This window comes from Bacillus sp. JJ783 (assembly GCF_036963225.1).
Taxonomy (GTDB): domain Bacteria; phylum Bacillota; class Bacilli; order Bacillales; family Bacillaceae_G; genus Bacillus_A; species Bacillus_A cereus_U.
Genome location: NZ_JBALMG010000022.1, coordinates 31,331 through 47,394 on the forward strand (window position 1 = coordinate 31,331; position 16,064 = coordinate 47,394).

Genomic DNA, 16,064 nt, shown 5'->3' on the forward strand with positions numbered 1-16,064 from the left:
TACACAATTGTTTTTACAATAATTATACGATTACAACAAAAAGAGGAACAACATATGTTATTCCCCTTTCCCTTTTTGTTTTAGAACATTATGCGCTTCTGTAACAACTTGTTCAATAGAAACCGGAGAATGATTTTCGCCATTCTCACGCTCACCGTGCCACTTTAGATGAATTAAAAATTCAATATTTCCATCCCCACCTGTAATTGGTGAGAATGTTAAACCTTCGACATTATAGCCTTCCTTAAGAGCAAAATCGACAATCATTTCCACGACAGCTTCATGTACTTTTCTATCACGAACAATGCCTTTTTTCCCGACTTGTTCTCGTCCAGCTTCAAACTGAGGTTTAATCAATGCAGCTACATCACCATTTGGCGTAAGCATTGTTTTTAAAACCGGCAATATAAGCCTTAATGATATAAATGACACGTCAATACTTGCAAACTGCGGTAAACCACGTTCTAAATCTGTCGGTGTCACGTAACGGAAGTTCGTTCGTTCCATCACAACAACACGCTCATCTTGACGCAATTTCCACGCAAGTTGATTATATCCTACATCTAATGCATAAGATAACTTCGCCCCATTTTGAAGCGCACAGTCTGTAAAACCACCAGTTGATGAACCAATATCTATCATAACTTTATCTTGTAAATCAAGTTGAAATGCTTCTAATGCCTTTTCAAGCTTATAACCACCACGGCTTACATACGGCATAACTTGCCCTTTCACCGTAATCTCCGTATCTTGCGAGATTTTCTCCCCTGGCTTATCGAGTCTCATTTCATTCGCATATACAAGACCTGCCATAACAGCACGTTTAGCCTTCTCACGCGTTTCTATAAGTCCTCGCTCTACTAATAGTACATCTACTCTTTCTTTTTTTACGCTCATTTGTTACGCCCTTTTTTGTTTTGATGGAATCATTGTATGAATACGGTCTACAACAGCATCTGTCGTTAAACCAATTTCTTCTAACAGTTTTGTTACACTACCATGCTCTATGAAGCGATCAGGAATACCCATTCGTTCAATTAAAGCACTATGGTATCCGTTCTCAGAAGCAAATTCAACTACTCCCGTTCCAAAGCCACCGATTAAACAAGCCTCTTCAATCGTTAAAATCGGTATATTTTTCCCTAAAAGCTCATGTAAATATGCCTCATCCATCGGCTTAATAAAGCGAGCATTCACTACTTTCACTGATATTCCAGCTTTTTCAAGACGCTCTGCTGCTTCCATTGCCATCGGGATTGTCGTACCAAACGTTAAAATTGCTGCTTGTGTGCCTTCTTTTAACGTTTCCCATGTACCGATTGGAATCGCCTTTAATTCTTCATCCATTTGAACGCCAAGTCCATTGCCGCGTGCATAACGTAAAGCAATCGGTCCATCTTCGTATTGCATCGCTGTATATACTAAATGTTGTCCTTCATTTTCATCTTTCGGCATCATAAGTACCATATTCGGCAAATGACGTAAAAACGAGATGTCAAATACACCTTGATGCGTTTCACCGTCTGCTCCAACTAATCCAGAACGATCTATTCCAATGAAAACATTTAAATTTTGGCGACAAATATCATGAACAACTTGGTCATATGCTCTTTGTAAAAACGTTGAATAAATTGCTAAGAATGGCTTCATTCCTTGCGTTGCCATACCAGCCGCCATTGTTGTAGCATGCTGCTCTGCAATACCTACATCAATCATGCGATTTGGAAATTCTTTTTGGAATTTCTCAAGTTTCGATCCAACAGGCATTGCAGGCGTAATTGCAACGATACGTTCATCCGTTCTCGCTAGCTTAAGCACTGTTTCACTAACAACAGCACTCCATGCTGGTGCAACTTCCTTCGGTTTAACGAAGTCACCTGACTCAATTTTATACGGTCCTGTTCCATGCCAAGTTCCAATAACGTCACTCTCAGCTGGTTTATAACCTTTTCCTTTTTTCGTAATAACATGAACAAGTACTGGGCCTTTTGTTTTCTTTGCATATTGCAACGTTTCGAATAACTTTTCATAATCATGCCCATCGACCGGACCTAAATATGTAAAGCCTAATTCTTCAAAAAAGACGCCTGATACTAGTAAATATTTTAGACTATCTTTTATTTTCTCTGCTGTCGCAGCAACTTTCCCGCCAACTGCTGGGATTTTCTTCAATATATACTCTAATTCATCTTTTACCCAATGGTACTTCCCTGCGGTACGTAAACGACCAAGTACATTATGAAGCGCGCCGACGTTTGGTGCAATTGACATTTCATTGTCATTCAAAATAACAATCATGTCCGTTTTTTCATGACCAATATGGTTTAATGCCTCTAAAGCCATTCCGCCTGTTAATGCACCATCGCCAATGATTGGTATAACGTATTCTTCCGTTTTCTTCAAATCACGCGCTAGAGCCATTCCCATTGCAGCAGATAGTGACGTCGAACTATGACCAGTTTCCCAAACATCATGCTCACTCTCGCAGCGTTTTGGGAAACCACATAGACCTTGGTATTGCCTTAATGTGCCGAATTCTTTCGCACGCCCTGTTAAAATTTTATGTACATAGGATTGATGTCCTACATCCCATAAAAACTTATCTTTCGGACTATCAAATAATTTATGCAGAGCAATTGTGAGTTCTACTACACCTAAATTAGGTGCAATATGTCCACCTGTTTGAGAGAGCTCTTCAATTAAAAACTTACGAATATCCTCACTCAATCCCTCTAGTTCACTAATAGACATATCTTTCAAAAAACTAGGGTTTTGAATTTGCGTTAGATCCACACGGATCACTCACTTTCATTTCATAATCTGTCAACATGTCAAATATTATAAGAAACATTTACACAACACAAGAAATTCTCTTTCTATTCTTCTTATCTTGTCCTGCTTTCAAAAAACACTTCCATTTTTTTCACTTATCATATTATACATCATATTTCTTTACGCGATGAAAAAAATAGCCGCTAACACGAAGTGATAACGGCAATGTAATCTACATATATTTTTGCCAATAACAAGAAAAGAAAAACCTTTTCCTACAGTTATATCATAAAATGATGAATGACTCAACAAATGAAAACGCTGTTATATTAGTTATTACGTTTTGCGATTAAATCACAAATAGATAGTAAATATTCATCTTGTAATTGCAAGGAGCTAATAGAATCTTTTGCTTTTGCAATTGTCTCCTCTAAAATAGATTTTGCTCTATCTACAGTAAATAACGTCGTATATGTGCTCTTTTCGTTGGAAGCATCACTACCAATCGGTTTTCCAATCTCTTCTTCTGTTCCTTCTACATCCAAAATATCATCTCTAATTTGGAAAGCTAGACCGATATATTTCGCAAATGCAAGTAACTTCTCTTCTTGCTCTTCTGTAGCATCAGAAAGTATCGCTCCTGCAAGTACAGCAAACTCAAGCAGTTTACCTGTCTTATGCTTATGGATGTACTCTAATTCATTAATTGTAAGTCGTTTTCCTTCAGCTTCCATATCTGCCACTTGTCCAGCAACCATTCCTTCAGGTCCTGCTGCTTTCGCAAGCTCAAGTACAAGTCTTACTTTTTTTTCAGCAGAGATTTCTTTTTGCCCATATGCCATAATAACTTGAAAAGCATATGTCAACAAACCATCTCCTGCTAAAACTGCCATTGCTTCACCAAATACTTTATGATTGGTAGGCTTTCCTCGTCTTAGATCATCATCATCCATACAAGGTAAATCATCATGAATTAACGAATATGTATGAATCATTTCAAGGGCACAAGCTGCACCCACTCCAAGATTTTTTTCTTTCCCAAACGCTTGTAACGTTGCAAATAAAAGTAATGGGCGGAGACGTTTCCCACCCGCTTCCAAAGAATATGCCATCGCTTCACGAAGCACATTTGGACATTGTAATTCATTTGCATAGCTTACAAGCTTTTCTTCTACGAAAGTTTTACTCTCTTTCAAAAAAGCATCAAAAGCTATATGTGTCACTATGCTTCATCTCCTAAAGCAGTAAACGGTTTAAGCTCTCCATCTTCTCCAAGGATAACTGCCATTTGTTCTTGTACATCTTTCAATTTCTCATCACAAAGCTTAGATAATTCCATGCCTTCTTTAAAATAAGAAATCGCTTCCTCTAAAGGTACATCACCTTGTTCAAGCTTAGAAACGAGATGCTCAAGCTGCGAAATTGCTTCTTCAAAGCTTAACTTATTTTCCATTATTCAATTCACGCTCCTCTATGCTTGATACGCTACAATCTAGTATTCCATCTTGTAATTGAACCGAAACAGCATCCCCAAGGCTAACATCTTTCACGCTTTTTAATACTTGTTTCTCTTCATCGTATACAAGTCCATACCCTCTCATCATTACTTTAAGCGGGCTTAATACTTCAAGCTTTTGAGCCGCTCTTACAAATACGAACTCCTTCGTTTGAAGTAACGTTTGCATTTCACGTTGCAACTGCTTTTGCAACGTTTCAATTGCCGTTTTCGTTTGTATAATTTTTTGAGATGGGTGGTGCTTTTCTAAATAAAATGAAAGTTGCTTTAATTGATTTACTTTTTTATCTATATAACGCTCTTTCGCTAAAACAAGTTGTTCAAGAGCTCTGTCTAACTGCTCTTCTTTTTGCTCGTACACTTGCCTTGGATAACGGAACGCATAAGATTTTTGTAACACTTGCAGTTTTTCTTCTTTTTTATGTACTCTCTCTCTCATTGCTCGTTGCAATCTCAGAGTTCTTTGTAATACCTTTTCTTGTAACTCTATAATGTTAGGTACCGCCAGCTCAGCTGCTGCAGTCGGTGTTGGTGCACGTAAATCCGCAACAAAATCTGCGATTGTAAAATCCGTTTCATGACCTACAGCTGAAATAATCGGAATCTCACTTGTAAAAATTGCTCTTGCAACTACTTCCTCATTAAAGGCCCATAATTCTTCAATAGAGCCTCCACCACGTCCAACAATTAAAACATCAATATCTCCCATTTCATTCGCTGTACGAATTGCTTGTACAATTGAGGGAGCCGCTGACTCCCCTTGTACAAGTACAGGAAACACAATAACATTTCCAATTGGATAACGACGTTTAATTGTTGTTATAATATCGCGAATTGCTGCTCCTGTTGGCGACGTTATAACACCGATTGTTTTTGCATACGCAGGGATTGGACGCTTATAAACTTGAGAAAACAGCCCTTCTTCTTCTAATCGGACTTTTAATTGTTCATAAGCTAAATGAAGATTTCCAACTCCATCAGGCTGCATGTCTTGAATATAAATTTGATAAGAACCACTCGCCTCGTAAACAGAAATCTTTCCTTTTACAAGTACTTTCATTCCATTTTCCGGTCTGAATTTAATGTTACGATTATGACCCGCAAACATAACCGCTGCAATTCTTGCATTTTCATCTTTCAATGTAAAATACATATGACCACGACTATGATATTTAAAGTTGGAAATTTCTCCTTTTAACCAAACAGACTGTAAATGCGGATCATACTCTATTTTTGTTTTAATATAGCGTGTTAATGCTGTAACGGTTAAATATTGTTTCTCCATTGCTCTCTCCTCATAGCCGATTCAAATTATTGACAAACAACACCTGCACGCCTTGCAGACTCCACAGTGTTGTGAAGAAGCATTGTAATAGTCATTGGGCCGACTCCTTTTGGCACAGGCGTAATGTAACCTGCAACGTCTAATACATTGTCAAAATCAACATCACCACAAAGTTTGCCTGTTTCTAAACGGTTAACACCAACATCAATTACAACCGCACCTTCTTTAATATAGTCAGCTGTTACCATTTTCGGTCGTCCAACGGCTACGATTAAAATATCAGCTAACTTCGATAATTCTTCTATATTTCGCGTCTTAGAATGACAATATGTGACAGTTGCATTTTCATTTAAAAACAGTTGCCCCACTGGTTTACCAACAATATTACTTCTTCCAATTACAACAACATGCTTTCCAGAAATATCAAGATTCGTTTCTTTTACTAATTCTAAAATGCCATGCGGTGTACATGGAAGGAATGTGTCTTGTCCCGTCATCATACGTCCTACGCTGATTGGGTGAAATCCATCTACATCCTTTTCCGGTGAAATTCTTTCAATGATAGCTTTTTCTTCAATATGTTTTGGTAAAGGCAATTGTACCAATATGCCATTAATGCGGTCGTCTCCATTTAAGCGATCGATTTCAGCAAGCAAACGCTCCTCAGTAATCGTTTCAGGAAGTTCAATTAGCTCTGAATAGATTCCTACTTGCTCACAGCCTTTTTCTTTTCCTTTTACATAAGAACGAGATGCTGGATCTTCTCCAACTAAAATAACTGCTAATCCTGGTACAATCCCTTGCTCTTTTAACTTCACAACTTCTTCTTTTAATTGTGCTCGTTTTTTCTCCGCAACTTCATTTCCTTTGATGATTACTGCTACCATTTTAAGTTTCCCCCTTAAAGAAATTACAGTGTATCTTTTATATTAGATAAAACGCCGTTAATAAAACGACGAGATTCCTCATCCCCAAATGTTTTTGCGATTTCAATTGCTTCGTTAATTGTTACATTGTGTGGAATTTCTTCCATGTATTTCATCTCACACACAGCTACACGTAAAATACTGCGATCAACAATACTAATACGCTCAAGCTTCCACTTTTTTAAATTTTGACGAATTGCTGCGTCAATCTCTTCTTTGTTGTCTACAAATCCTACAACAAGTGATTCTAGAAACTCATTTGTTTCTTCACCTTCATCTAGCGTATTTTCTACCGCTACTTTCGGTTCTAATTCACCGGTAATATCCATTTGGTATAATGCTTGCATTGCTCTTTCTCTAGCCGTCCTACGTTTCATTGTAACTCTCCTTTATACTTCAAGTCTTTCCTTATGTTTTGTTATATTATTATAATTTATAAGCCGTCAATTCACTTACTCTTGCAGTTTTCATTGATTTTCCAACCTTATAATACAATGATAATAACACAATTTATCGTTTCACACACGGGGTACAAGGCTGAAAAATAATAAAAAGATTAACTTCAAGTTCCATATCTTATCACAATGTACGTTTTTTGGAAAAATGAAACATCCTATTTTATATTTCTTATTTTTTGAAATAGTATAATAATTAGAGGGTTTTAATTTGTGAAGAAATGCAACGATAAAAAAGATGCCTATTTTACTAGGCACCTTTTTCCACTCTTACACTGGTTCGATTTCTGTTTTTTGTGTTTCGAATGTTACGCCAACGATGTGAACGTTCACTTCTTTTGGCTCAAGTCCTGTCATTGTAAAGAGTGCTTGGCGAATATTGTCTTGAATTTTTTGTGCAACAACCGGAATTGCTACACCAAAATACATCACAACATAAAGGTCAACAATAATATCTTCGTTTGCTAATTCAACCTTTACACCTTTACCATGATTTTTCTTACCTAACTTCTCAACAACATCTGTAGCAAAATTACCACGCATTGCCGCTACACCTTCTACTTCAGCAGCTGCAATACCTGCAATTACTTCGATTACTTCTGGTGCAATTTCTACTTTTCCAAGAGTTGTATCTTGACCCATATCTAACATATGTTCAGCCATGAAAAAAACCTCCTTTAATGTATCACTGCGTCACAAGTTCATGCTCTTCCAAAAATTTCGTGTTAAACTCACCTTTTACAAAATCAGGATGATCTAACAATTGCAAATGGAACGGGATTGTTGTATGTACGCCTTCAATGACAAACTCACTGAGCGCTCGCTTCATTTTTGCAATTGCCTCTTCACGTGTTTTTCCGTGAACAATTAATTTAGCAACCATCGAATCATAGAAAGGTGGTATTGAATATCCCGGATATACAGCTGAATCGACGCGAATACCAAATCCGCCTGGTGGTAAGTACATTTCTACTTTACCTGGAGATGGCATAAATTTTTTGGCAGGGTTTTCCGCATTAATTCGACATTCCATTGCCCAACCATTAAATTGTACTTCTTCTTGCTGTAACGATAACTTTTCTCCAGAAGCAACAAGAATTTGTTCTTTAATTAAATCCATCCCTGTTACCATTTCAGTAACTGGATGTTCAACTTGGATTCTCGTATTCATCTCCATGAAATAAAAGCTTTTCGTTTTATATTCATAAATAAACTCAACCGTACCAGCACCTGTATAATCAACCGCTACCGCCGCTTTAACTGCTGCGTCACCCATTTGCTTGCGAATATCCTCATCAAGTGCAGGTGATGGACTTTCTTCTAATAGTTTTTGCAGACGGCGCTGAATTGTACAATCACGCTCTCCTAAATGAATGGCATTTCCATGTGTATCTGCCATTATTTGAATCTCAACATGGCGGAAATCTTCAACGTACTTCTCTAAGTATACACCAGGGTTCCCAAAAGCGGTACTAGCTTCTTGCTGTGTAATTTGAATTCCTTTTACAAGCTCTTCTTCATGGCGCGCAACACGAATACCTTTTCCGCCGCCACCTGCAGTCGCTTTAATAATAACTGGATATCCAATTTGATTAGCAAGCTCGATCGCTTCTTCGGTATTTTTAATAATCCCTTGTGAACCTGGTACAATCGGAACCCCTGCTTCTTTCATTGTATCACGTGCAACGTCTTTTGTGCCCATCTTTGAAATGGCTTCTGGGCTTGGGCCGATAAAAATCAAGTTACACTCACGGCATAATTCTGCAAAATCTGCATTCTCTGCTAAAAATCCATATCCCGGATGAATTGCATCACAACCTGTTAATTTCGCAACACTAATAATGTTCGTCAAATTTAAATAACTTTCTTTTGAAATCGTTGGTCCAACACAATACGCTTCATCTGCAATTTGCACATGAAGTGACTCTTTGTCTGCTTCTGAATAAATTGCAACTGTTTCAATATCCATTTCTTTACAAGCACGAATAATTCGTACAGCAATTTCCCCACGATTGGCTATTAATACTTTTTTTATCATCACAAAGACTCCCTTATTACGCTTTTACAAGAAATAGCGGTTGTCCATACTCAACAAGCTGTCCGTTATTAACAAGAATTTCAACAATTTCGCCCTCTACATCTGCGTCAATTTCGTTAAATAATTTCATAGCTTCAACAATACATACGATAGAATCTTTCGATACTCTGTCCCCAACACTTACATATTGAGGTGTATCAGGCGAAGAAGAGGAATAAAATGTCCCTACCATCGGTGATGTGATTTTATGTAGGTTTTCATTTTGAACAGCTTTCTTCTCTTCTTGTTTTTGCACTTCTACTTGTGCTGCCGCTACTGTCGTTTCTACTTCAACAGATGCTGCTGGTTGTACTACCTGTTTCGTTACCGGTGCTTGCACAGTAACAACTTCATTACCACGTTTTTTCATTTTGATTGTTGTACCGTCTTTTTTGTATTCAAATTCATCAATATTAGAGCTATCAATTAATTTAATTAATTCACGAACTTCTTGAATTTTAAACATGTAAAATCCACTCCCATACTCTTGTTTGTCCCGTTTTTACAGATTGGCATCAAATTGATTTACTGTAAAAATACGATGTATTCTATTAGAAAATTTATTCCTATGACATTTACTAATAGAAATATTTACTATTCCCATCTTACGCTAAATTTTTTAAACATTCCAATTTATATTTCTTTATTATAAATCGAAATTCCTGTAAAAATATTATTCCACCAAAAAATTATTACCTAGTAATAATACCAAGTTTCACACGAAATTGGCAAGACCACTTCCTAAAAAACATTCTTTACTTTTTCAAAACTGTACAGTATAAAAACGTAATTCCCTCAGCATTCTTCATTTTATCTACGGCAAAAAAACATATTTTTACCAAATATTATTTTTTTGTTTACGTGCCGTTCATTCTTCCTTCATAAAAGAATAGTATGTTCAAAGTGTAGAAAATTTATTGTAGTGAGGTGCGGACATATGATATGGCTCATCCTGTTCTTGCCTGCCGTAGTGATTTGGGCATTGGTCCTCTTCATCCACGTCAAATCCGGAAAAAGTAATCACCATCATCATGAACCATTAATCTTTTACTCACAGCGTATTTCCCCGTTTCCAATTGAAAATACTAAATACAACTGCAAAGATGAAATAGAAAAAGGCTATCGAAAACGATAGCTTTTTTCTATTATTCTTTTATCTAATTTGAAGAAAAAACACCCATTATAATGAATATGCCACTTTATTTTACTGATGGATCAAATTTCACACCTACATCTTTTGAACCACCCTCACTTCTTACGAGCTGAATAATTTTATTCGCTTCTTTTTGTGAATGCTTTGCCGATTTAACTGTTACTTTAATGTCCGTTCCATCAGCTCTTACAAGAGCATCCTTATATCCACCTTGAGATTTAATCACTGTCTCAAGTAATTGTTGCTTCGTTTCCATTGTAGTGATTGCATCAAGATTATCTTTCGCTTTACTCTTTTCTTCTGCTGAAGATTTTGATGACTTCATTACATTTTGTAACTTTTCTTTCTCTACACTACGCTGATCTTCCATTTGCATACGTAACGCTGTGAAATTCTCATCGCTTGATTGAACTGTTACGCTAGCCTCTTTTTTACTTGTTTCTTTTTTATCATTCTCTTTTTTGTCTGTTTCTTTATTTGTAGTTTCCTTGCTTGTACTTTCTTTTGTTGTCTCTTTATTTGTAGTTTCTTTCGTTGTTTCTTTTGTAACTGCTTTATCAGCACCTTGCTTTTCTTGTCCCATCTTTTCACCCGTTGCCGGTGCTGCAGTATTCATTTTATCAGGAGTTGTTACGTAATAAACAGATAGTACAACCACTAAACTTAACATCGTTAATAACCAAACCGTTTGTTTTTTTAACACTTTATTTCCTCCCTATCAATTTTTCGGTGATACTGAAACGCGATGAGCTGGTACATCTAATAATCGCGTCACAGCTTCTTTTACCATTGCTTTTATTTGTATATTATCCACTCCCTTTGCTACGACCAGAACACCTCGTACTTTCGGTTTCTCTGTTCGCAAAACAATTGGAGTTTCTTTATCACCTTCACGTATAATGACGGTCTTTTCATCAAGAGACTCGTCTTCTACTTCCCTTTTACCGCCTGCTTTATCAGTTTCACCTGTCGTTTGTGAACGTTTTACTGTATTTTTCTCGAGTATTTTTTCTTCAGATGAATCTAAGTTCACTTTAATAGTTACGTCTTTTACTCCGGCTATCTCTTCTAAAGAAGCTTTCAATTCTTGTTCATACGCTTTTTCGTATTTTTCTACATTTGACATATTATCATTGTTTTTTTGTCCGAAAGTTGGTACATCTTTATCTTGGCTTTGACTTGTCTTTTCTTTAAACACAGGCACTTCTTCTTTTTTAGGTGATAAGAAATTACTAGAAAACATAAGCGCAATCCCAAGTATGAGTAGGACAAGCAAAAACTTAGGTGTTACCTTTTTCCCCTTCTCATTACTTTCTTTTCCATCCCCATTTAATAGGTTTCGAAAAAATGAGAACCTCGAATTTTTATCTTTATTGTCCATTTACGCTACCTGTCCTCCCTTCCATCTGAACTTGGATTTGTTTATCCTCTAGTTGCCACCTGCTTGAAAAGAAATCTTTCATTTCTACATTCGTTTCTTCTATTTTTTTTGGAGGTTCTTTCATATTAATTTCAATTGGCTTTACTGTTTCGATTGCATCATTTTTACTACGTTCTTTTTCTTTCAACGTCACAACAACAGATTGAATATCTTTCGCTGACTTTACTTCTTCTGCACTTTCCACTGCGACTATTTGTATTTCAGAGACTGTCATACCATACTTTTTCTCAAACTCTTTTCCTACGTCTTTTTTCATTTTGGTAGCCATCTCTTCTAAACTATATGCACGTGTTAGAGCTTGTATTTCTTTTTTCTTCGAATCTATCGAATTTTTTACAGATCCATCTGCTACGTACTTTTCTTCATTGAAATTTGCGATAACTTCATTTACATCTGTTTGTAACAACTTAAATAGAGGCGTTAAAATTAATACGACTAACAATAGACTTACAACGAATTTAACGTACTTTTGCAAATTTGAATTTGGAAGAATAAGATGAAGCATTGTCGCTAAGAGTAAAAAAACGATAATATTTCTAATCCACTCTGTAACAAATTGCACACTCTTCACCTCCTACCGCATCATGAGAGTGATGTTCCCGGCAGCAATAATAATTGTGATACTTAAAAAGAACATAAATGATACGATAGCTAAGCAAGCAAATACGTAAATGATACTTCGTCCAATGATATCTAAACATTGAATAATTGCTCCTCCGCCTACTGGTTGCAATACTGCTGCTGCGAATTTATAAATAAACGCGATACAAAAAATTTGAATCGCTGGGAAAGCGACAATTAAGCATAAAATAACGAGCCCGATAATTCCGACTGTGTTTTTTAATAATCCAGATGCACTAATAACAGTATCCGCCGCCTCAGTAAACATCCTTCCTACTACAGGAATGAAGTTTCCTGTTACAAATTTAGCCGTTTTCACAGCTATACCATCAGCAACGGCTGACGCTGTTCCCTGTACAGATAATACGCCTAAAAAAACCGTCAAAAAGATACCAATAATCCCAACACTAACGTTTTGCAAAAGCTTGGACAATTTCGTAACTTTATATTGATCACTCATCGTACTTACAATACTTAATATAGTTGCAAGTAATAAAAGTGGTAGAACGATATAGTTCATAAGAAGCCCACTCGTATTCATTAAGAAGATGATGATTGGATGAAAAAATGCTACAGAAACAACACCGCCGCCTGTTGCTATGAGTGCAAGTAAAATTGGTAATAACGCTAGTATGAAATCTACCATTGTTTGTATCGTCTCTCTTGCATATGTCATGACGACATAAAAACTATTTAAAGCGAAAATAATAAGTACCATGTATACGACTGCATCAGCGATTTTACTTACACTACTCTTTGAAAAAGCAGATTGCAACGATTGCAACAATGCACTGAAAATCGTGAGCATAATGAGCGTTCCAAGTAACTTTCCATTTGCAACAAGCTCGTGAAATAAATATTTTAGTAGACCTATCATCCACTCTTTTATGGAGAACTCTTTTTCTCCCTTTACAAACTCCATAAAGCTTCCTTTTTGACTCTCTGGTAAATAGCCTCCATACTTTGTAACAAGCCCGTCCCAAAATTGCTTCACATCTTCAATTCCCAGCTTATCCAATTGTTGATCAACGACGTTTGTTTCTATAGGAGAAGCTTGTACAACAATCGGTAAAGAAAAGAAAAGGAAGCAAGTAAATAGTAGCTTAGCTCCAAACTTCCTCAACATTCACTCCCCCTTATCCCGTAGGTAAAAAACCGAGAATTGTTTCAATTACAACCGTCAAAATAGGAATTGCCATGACGAGAATTAAGATTTTCCCAGCTAATTCAATTTTCGAAGCGATTGCACCTTGACCAGCATCCTTTGTAATTTGCGCACCAAACTCAGCGATATAAGCAATCCCTATAATTTTCAATAACGTTTCTACATATACGTTGCTAACCTTCGCTTCACTCGCCACTCTCTCAATCATTTGTAAAATAGAATGAATTTGATCGATTAAGAGAAGAAACATCATGCTACCAATGAACACAATAAATAACGATGTAATACTAGACTTATGCTGATTCAAAACAGCAGCTAAAAATGTAGCAACGAGGCCTAATCCGACAATTTGTATAATTTCGATTCGAACCGCCTCCTTTACTGGAAGAGAAAGACACTTTTAATCTTGTCGAATAGAGTATTAATTAAAAATGCAACATGAAACAAAATAACGACAAAACCGACAAGGATAACCCAATTCGCAATATCCTCTCGCTTTAATTCTTTTAGTACAGTATGAATGAAAGCTAAAACAATGCCGATTCCGGCGATTTGAAATATTAATCCAACATCAATGGACATCGCCTTTCTCCCCCCTATAGCAGTAAGATTACGATAAGTAGCCCTGCCAGTACCCCTAAACTCTTTATCATTTTTTCATATTGTAGTTGTAATGCTTTCGCTTCTCCTTCTTCTCTCTCCAAATGTGTAATACATAAGCGAATATGTTTTTGTTGTGATTCACGATCATGTTGTCCAAGTGTTTCACCAAATTGTTGCAGTATTTCATACTCGGTTTGTTTAAACGCCGTTAACGTCCAGTTCTCCTTCAAACTATCAATCCAAGCTTCTCTAACTGTTTGCTCCCCGCCCTCTAGCCGTTTCGAAAAGCTTTGAAATATCCAATTTAATGGCTTCGGCATTTGTTTGACTAAACGCTCTGCAGCCTCAGATAACGGCGTGTGTCCATACATAATTTCAGCTTCTAATGATTGCAATGCTGCCTTCAATAACCTAAGTTGCCGCGGTCTCTCACTGTACCTTTTAGCGTATGAAAATCCGAAAAAGGTGCTAACAGCAACTATTAATACCGCACCAAATATTTTCACCATACGCCTTGAGCCTTTCTATGAGGTAATACTGATTTTCCATATTTATCTTTCACTTGCATAACCGTTCCTGGCCCTCTCGCTTTTGACAATTCCACAAACCGATCAAATACACCCAGTTCCAGCACCGCCTGTAACGATGGACGTTTCACAACATCATCATAAGAAAATCCGTGTGCACTTATAAAAAGCTGAACGCCGGCATGCACCGCCTCCATAATTGCTTCACTATCTTCTTTACGTCCAATTTCATCTACGATTAATACGTCTGGGCTCATAGAACGGATCATCATCATCATTCCTTCAGCTTTTGGACAAGCGTCTAATACATCTACTCGCGTGCCAAAGTCATATTGCGGGATTCCTTTCACACAGCCCGCAATTTCTGATCGTTCATCAACAATTCCCACTTTACATGAAGGGATTTTCGAAGCACTTACACCTTGACTCATACAGCGTGCTACATCTCTTAAAAGTGTTGTTTTCCCCGTTTGCGGTGGGCCTATTACCATCGTGTTTAACCATCGTGATTCATAAAGATATGGCAGAAGCGGCTCAGCAATCCCTATTTTTTGACGGGCAATCCGAATATTAAAAGAAGAGACATCCCGAATCATTTTCACTGCACTTTTTTCTGTAATGACTTTTCCAGCTAGACCAATTCTATGTCCTCCTCGTAGTGTCACATATCCACGTTTCAATTCCTCTTCCATCGTATAAATTGAGAATTGACTTAATTTATTCAATAAATGGATTGCATCTTCCGCTGTAGCGATATAGTCATAGAAAAACACTTCTCCATGTGCGATACACTCTAGTGGTCTTCCAATTCGAACACGAATTTCCTCTAGAGCATCGTATTGTTTACAGCCTTCAACTAACTGTCTCATCGTTTTCGGTAAAACTTCTAATACTTCTTTCATAAGCTTCTCCCCGCTATACTCGACTTACTATTTCAACAACGCGATAAAAATGCAGCCAATTCCAAGCGCTAGAAAAAAGAGTTTCAAGAAAGAAATCTCACTTGCTACACTCGCTATGCCAATTGTCATTGTTAAAATTAATACGGTCGGTCCAACAAACGCCAACATACCATTTATAAACAATGCTTTCTTCGCATCATTCACGTAAAGCATAAGCAAAGCGGCGAATATTTCCGCGCTACCTGAAAACAACCGAAGTAACCCCATAACAAGCACGGATGTTTCCATTGCCGCTAGCCACTGTTTCATTCTCCCACCTTCTCCCATAACAGTTACTACTTCCTTATTCTGAAAAAAATATATTTGTACAACCATATGCAGAGGTTGTCTATTTCAGAAGTAAAAACATAATTTTTCTCTATCGATTTTATTAAAACCTGAATATTCTAATTAATTTATGGTATATTTAATAGAAAAGGAGCATAGATGATGAAGGCAGTTACTTTATTACCACTCGATTTACGATATGCAAATGTGATTTTTGAGCTATCAAGCAATCCACATGTAAAAAATGCATTAGGGATAAAGTAAAACTTTAATCAGTGGGGGTTTTGTTCATCC

General features: G+C 36.9%; 20 protein-coding genes and 1 pseudogene. 2 read left to right on the plus strand and 19 right to left on the minus strand.

Annotated elements, in window-relative coordinates; all coding sequences use genetic code 11:
- Positions 1–57: 57 nt before the first annotated feature.
- The 10 genes from V7038_RS05260 to accB form a co-directional block, all read right to left on the minus strand.
- Positions 58–897 carry a TlyA family RNA methyltransferase gene (locus tag V7038_RS05260; RefSeq protein ID WP_335469387.1) on the minus strand — a complete coding sequence of 280 codons (840 nt, stop codon included), beginning with the start codon at positions 895–897 and terminating at the stop codon, positions 58–60.
- Between the two features lie 3 nt (positions 898–900).
- Positions 901–2,793 carry a 1-deoxy-D-xylulose-5-phosphate synthase gene (gene dxs / locus V7038_RS05265; protein WP_002111749.1) on the minus strand — a complete coding sequence of 631 codons (1,893 nt, stop codon included), beginning with the start codon at positions 2,791–2,793 and terminating at the stop codon, positions 901–903.
- A gap of 308 nt (positions 2,794–3,101) precedes the next feature.
- A complete protein-coding gene (gene ispA, locus V7038_RS05270) occupies positions 3,102–3,995 on the minus strand; it encodes a (2E,6E)-farnesyl diphosphate synthase (protein WP_002111751.1) in 894 nt (297 codons plus the stop codon).
- Entirely contained in the window at positions 3,995–4,225 is a 231-nt protein-coding gene (gene xseB / locus V7038_RS05275; RefSeq protein ID WP_000428422.1) for an exodeoxyribonuclease VII small subunit, read from the minus strand. The genes ispA and xseB overlap by 1 nt, the downstream gene beginning before the upstream one ends.
- Positions 4,215–5,573 (minus strand): exodeoxyribonuclease VII large subunit, encoded by a 1,359-nt coding sequence (gene xseA / locus V7038_RS05280; RefSeq protein ID WP_002111752.1) that lies wholly within the window; start codon positions 5,571–5,573, stop codon positions 4,215–4,217. Before xseA ends, xseB begins: the two co-directional genes overlap by 11 nt.
- A gap of 26 nt (positions 5,574–5,599) precedes the next feature.
- Positions 5,600–6,460: a bifunctional methylenetetrahydrofolate dehydrogenase/methenyltetrahydrofolate cyclohydrolase FolD gene (gene folD / locus V7038_RS05285; protein WP_002111753.1), complete on the minus strand. Its 861-nt coding sequence runs from the start codon at positions 6,458–6,460 to the stop codon at positions 5,600–5,602.
- Between the two features lie 23 nt (positions 6,461–6,483).
- Positions 6,484–6,876: a N utilization substance protein NusB gene (nusB, locus tag V7038_RS05290; RefSeq protein ID WP_002067080.1), complete on the minus strand. Its 393-nt coding sequence runs from the start codon at positions 6,874–6,876 to the stop codon at positions 6,484–6,486.
- A gap of 348 nt (positions 6,877–7,224) precedes the next feature.
- Positions 7,225–7,617: an Asp23/Gls24 family envelope stress response protein gene (locus V7038_RS05295; protein WP_000807630.1), complete on the minus strand. Its 393-nt coding sequence runs from the start codon at positions 7,615–7,617 to the stop codon at positions 7,225–7,227.
- A gap of 22 nt (positions 7,618–7,639) precedes the next feature.
- On the minus strand, positions 7,640–8,992 hold the full coding sequence (accC, locus tag V7038_RS05300) for an acetyl-CoA carboxylase biotin carboxylase subunit (protein WP_002111754.1): 1,353 nt from the start codon (positions 8,990–8,992) through the stop codon (positions 7,640–7,642).
- Positions 8,993–9,008: 16 nt separating this feature from the next.
- Positions 9,009–9,497 carry an acetyl-CoA carboxylase biotin carboxyl carrier protein gene (accB, locus tag V7038_RS05305; RefSeq protein ID WP_002111755.1) on the minus strand — a complete coding sequence of 163 codons (489 nt, stop codon included), beginning with the start codon at positions 9,495–9,497 and terminating at the stop codon, positions 9,009–9,011.
- A gap of 471 nt (positions 9,498–9,968) precedes the next feature.
- On the opposite strand from accB, the gene V7038_RS05310 reads away from it, so the two are divergent.
- On the plus strand, positions 9,969–10,166 hold the full coding sequence (locus V7038_RS05310) for a DNA recombination protein RecO (protein WP_078172836.1): 198 nt from the start codon (positions 9,969–9,971) through the stop codon (positions 10,164–10,166).
- Between the two features lie 64 nt (positions 10,167–10,230).
- Here V7038_RS05310 and V7038_RS05315 read toward each other — a convergent pair whose 3' ends face one another.
- The 9 genes from V7038_RS05315 to V7038_RS05355 are packed head-to-tail and all read right to left on the minus strand — an operon-like array spanning position 10,231 to position 15,752.
- Positions 10,231–10,887 (minus strand): SpoIIIAH-like family protein, encoded by a 657-nt coding sequence (locus V7038_RS05315; protein WP_002111756.1) that lies wholly within the window; start codon positions 10,885–10,887, stop codon positions 10,231–10,233.
- 15 nt (positions 10,888–10,902) lie between these two features.
- Positions 10,903–11,565, minus strand: coding sequence for a stage III sporulation protein AG (gene spoIIIAG, locus V7038_RS05320; RefSeq protein WP_002088572.1), 663 nt, complete (start codon positions 11,563–11,565; stop codon positions 10,903–10,905).
- Positions 11,555–12,187, minus strand: a complete 633-nt coding sequence (spoIIIAF, locus tag V7038_RS05325; RefSeq protein ID WP_002111758.1) for a stage III sporulation protein AF — start codon at positions 12,185–12,187, stop codon at positions 11,555–11,557. Before spoIIIAF ends, spoIIIAG begins: the two co-directional genes overlap by 11 nt.
- 12 nt (positions 12,188–12,199) lie before the next feature.
- Positions 12,200–13,372 (minus strand): stage III sporulation protein AE, encoded by a 1,173-nt coding sequence (gene spoIIIAE / locus V7038_RS05330; protein ID WP_335469392.1) that lies wholly within the window; start codon positions 13,370–13,372, stop codon positions 12,200–12,202.
- A gap of 10 nt (positions 13,373–13,382) precedes the next feature.
- On the minus strand, positions 13,383–13,766 hold the full coding sequence (spoIIIAD, locus tag V7038_RS05335) for a stage III sporulation protein AD (protein ID WP_078172833.1): 384 nt from the start codon (positions 13,764–13,766) through the stop codon (positions 13,383–13,385).
- 23 nt (positions 13,767–13,789) lie between these two features.
- Entirely contained in the window at positions 13,790–13,993 is a 204-nt protein-coding gene (spoIIIAC, locus tag V7038_RS05340; protein WP_000020914.1) for a stage III sporulation protein AC, read from the minus strand.
- A 14-nt stretch (positions 13,994–14,007) separates the two neighbouring features.
- A complete protein-coding gene (gene spoIIIAB / locus V7038_RS05345; RefSeq protein WP_002111763.1) occupies positions 14,008–14,523 on the minus strand; it encodes a stage III sporulation protein SpoIIIAB in 516 nt (171 codons plus the stop codon).
- Positions 14,517–15,443: a stage III sporulation protein AA gene (gene spoIIIAA / locus V7038_RS05350; protein ID WP_002111764.1), complete on the minus strand. Its 927-nt coding sequence runs from the start codon at positions 15,441–15,443 to the stop codon at positions 14,517–14,519. Before spoIIIAA ends, spoIIIAB begins: the two co-directional genes overlap by 7 nt.
- A gap of 27 nt (positions 15,444–15,470) precedes the next feature.
- Positions 15,471–15,752 carry a YqhV family protein gene (locus tag V7038_RS05355; protein WP_000816054.1) on the minus strand — a complete coding sequence of 94 codons (282 nt, stop codon included), beginning with the start codon at positions 15,750–15,752 and terminating at the stop codon, positions 15,471–15,473.
- Positions 15,753–15,929: 177 nt separating this feature from the next.
- Between V7038_RS05355 and V7038_RS05360 the strand changes: the two are divergent.
- Positions 15,930–16,022 (plus strand): annotated as a pseudogene (locus V7038_RS05360) (GNAT family N-acetyltransferase); the annotation flags it as partial.
- Positions 16,023–16,064: the final 42 nt, after the last annotated feature.

Coding starts and splice junctions, on each gene's coding strand:
- V7038_RS05260 (WP_335469387.1), bottom strand. CDS start 897: ATGAGCGTAAAAAAAGAAAGAGTAGATGTACTATTAGTAGAGCGAGGA.
- xseB (WP_000428422.1), bottom strand. CDS start 4,225: ATGGAAAATAAGTTAAGCTTTGAAGAAGCAATTTCGCAGCTTGAGCAT.
- xseA (WP_002111752.1), bottom strand. CDS start 5,573: ATGGAGAAACAATATTTAACCGTTACAGCATTAACACGCTATATTAAA.
- folD (WP_002111753.1), bottom strand. CDS start 6,460: ATGGTAGCAGTAATCATCAAAGGAAATGAAGTTGCGGAGAAAAAACGA.
- nusB (WP_002067080.1), bottom strand. CDS start 6,876: ATGAAACGTAGGACGGCTAGAGAAAGAGCAATGCAAGCATTATACCAA.
- V7038_RS05295 (WP_000807630.1), bottom strand. CDS start 7,617: ATGGCTGAACATATGTTAGATATGGGTCAAGATACAACTCTTGGAAAA.
- accC (WP_002111754.1), bottom strand. CDS start 8,992: ATGATAAAAAAAGTATTAATAGCCAATCGTGGGGAAATTGCTGTACGA.
- accB (WP_002111755.1), bottom strand. CDS start 9,497: ATGTTTAAAATTCAAGAAGTTCGTGAATTAATTAAATTAATTGATAGC.
- V7038_RS05310 (WP_078172836.1), top strand. CDS start 9,969: ATGATATGGCTCATCCTGTTCTTGCCTGCCGTAGTGATTTGGGCATTG.
- spoIIIAG (WP_002088572.1), bottom strand. CDS start 11,565: ATGGACAATAAAGATAAAAATTCGAGGTTCTCATTTTTTCGAAACCTA.
- spoIIIAE (WP_335469392.1), bottom strand. CDS start 13,372: ATGTTGAGGAAGTTTGGAGCTAAGCTACTATTTACTTGCTTCCTTTTC.
- spoIIIAC (WP_000020914.1), bottom strand. CDS start 13,993: ATGTCCATTGATGTTGGATTAATATTTCAAATCGCCGGAATCGGCATT.
- spoIIIAB (WP_002111763.1), bottom strand. CDS start 14,523: ATGGTGAAAATATTTGGTGCGGTATTAATAGTTGCTGTTAGCACCTTT.
- spoIIIAA (WP_002111764.1), bottom strand. CDS start 15,443: ATGAAAGAAGTATTAGAAGTTTTACCGAAAACGATGAGACAGTTAGTT.
- V7038_RS05355 (WP_000816054.1), bottom strand. CDS start 15,752: ATGAAACAGTGGCTAGCGGCAATGGAAACATCCGTGCTTGTTATGGGG.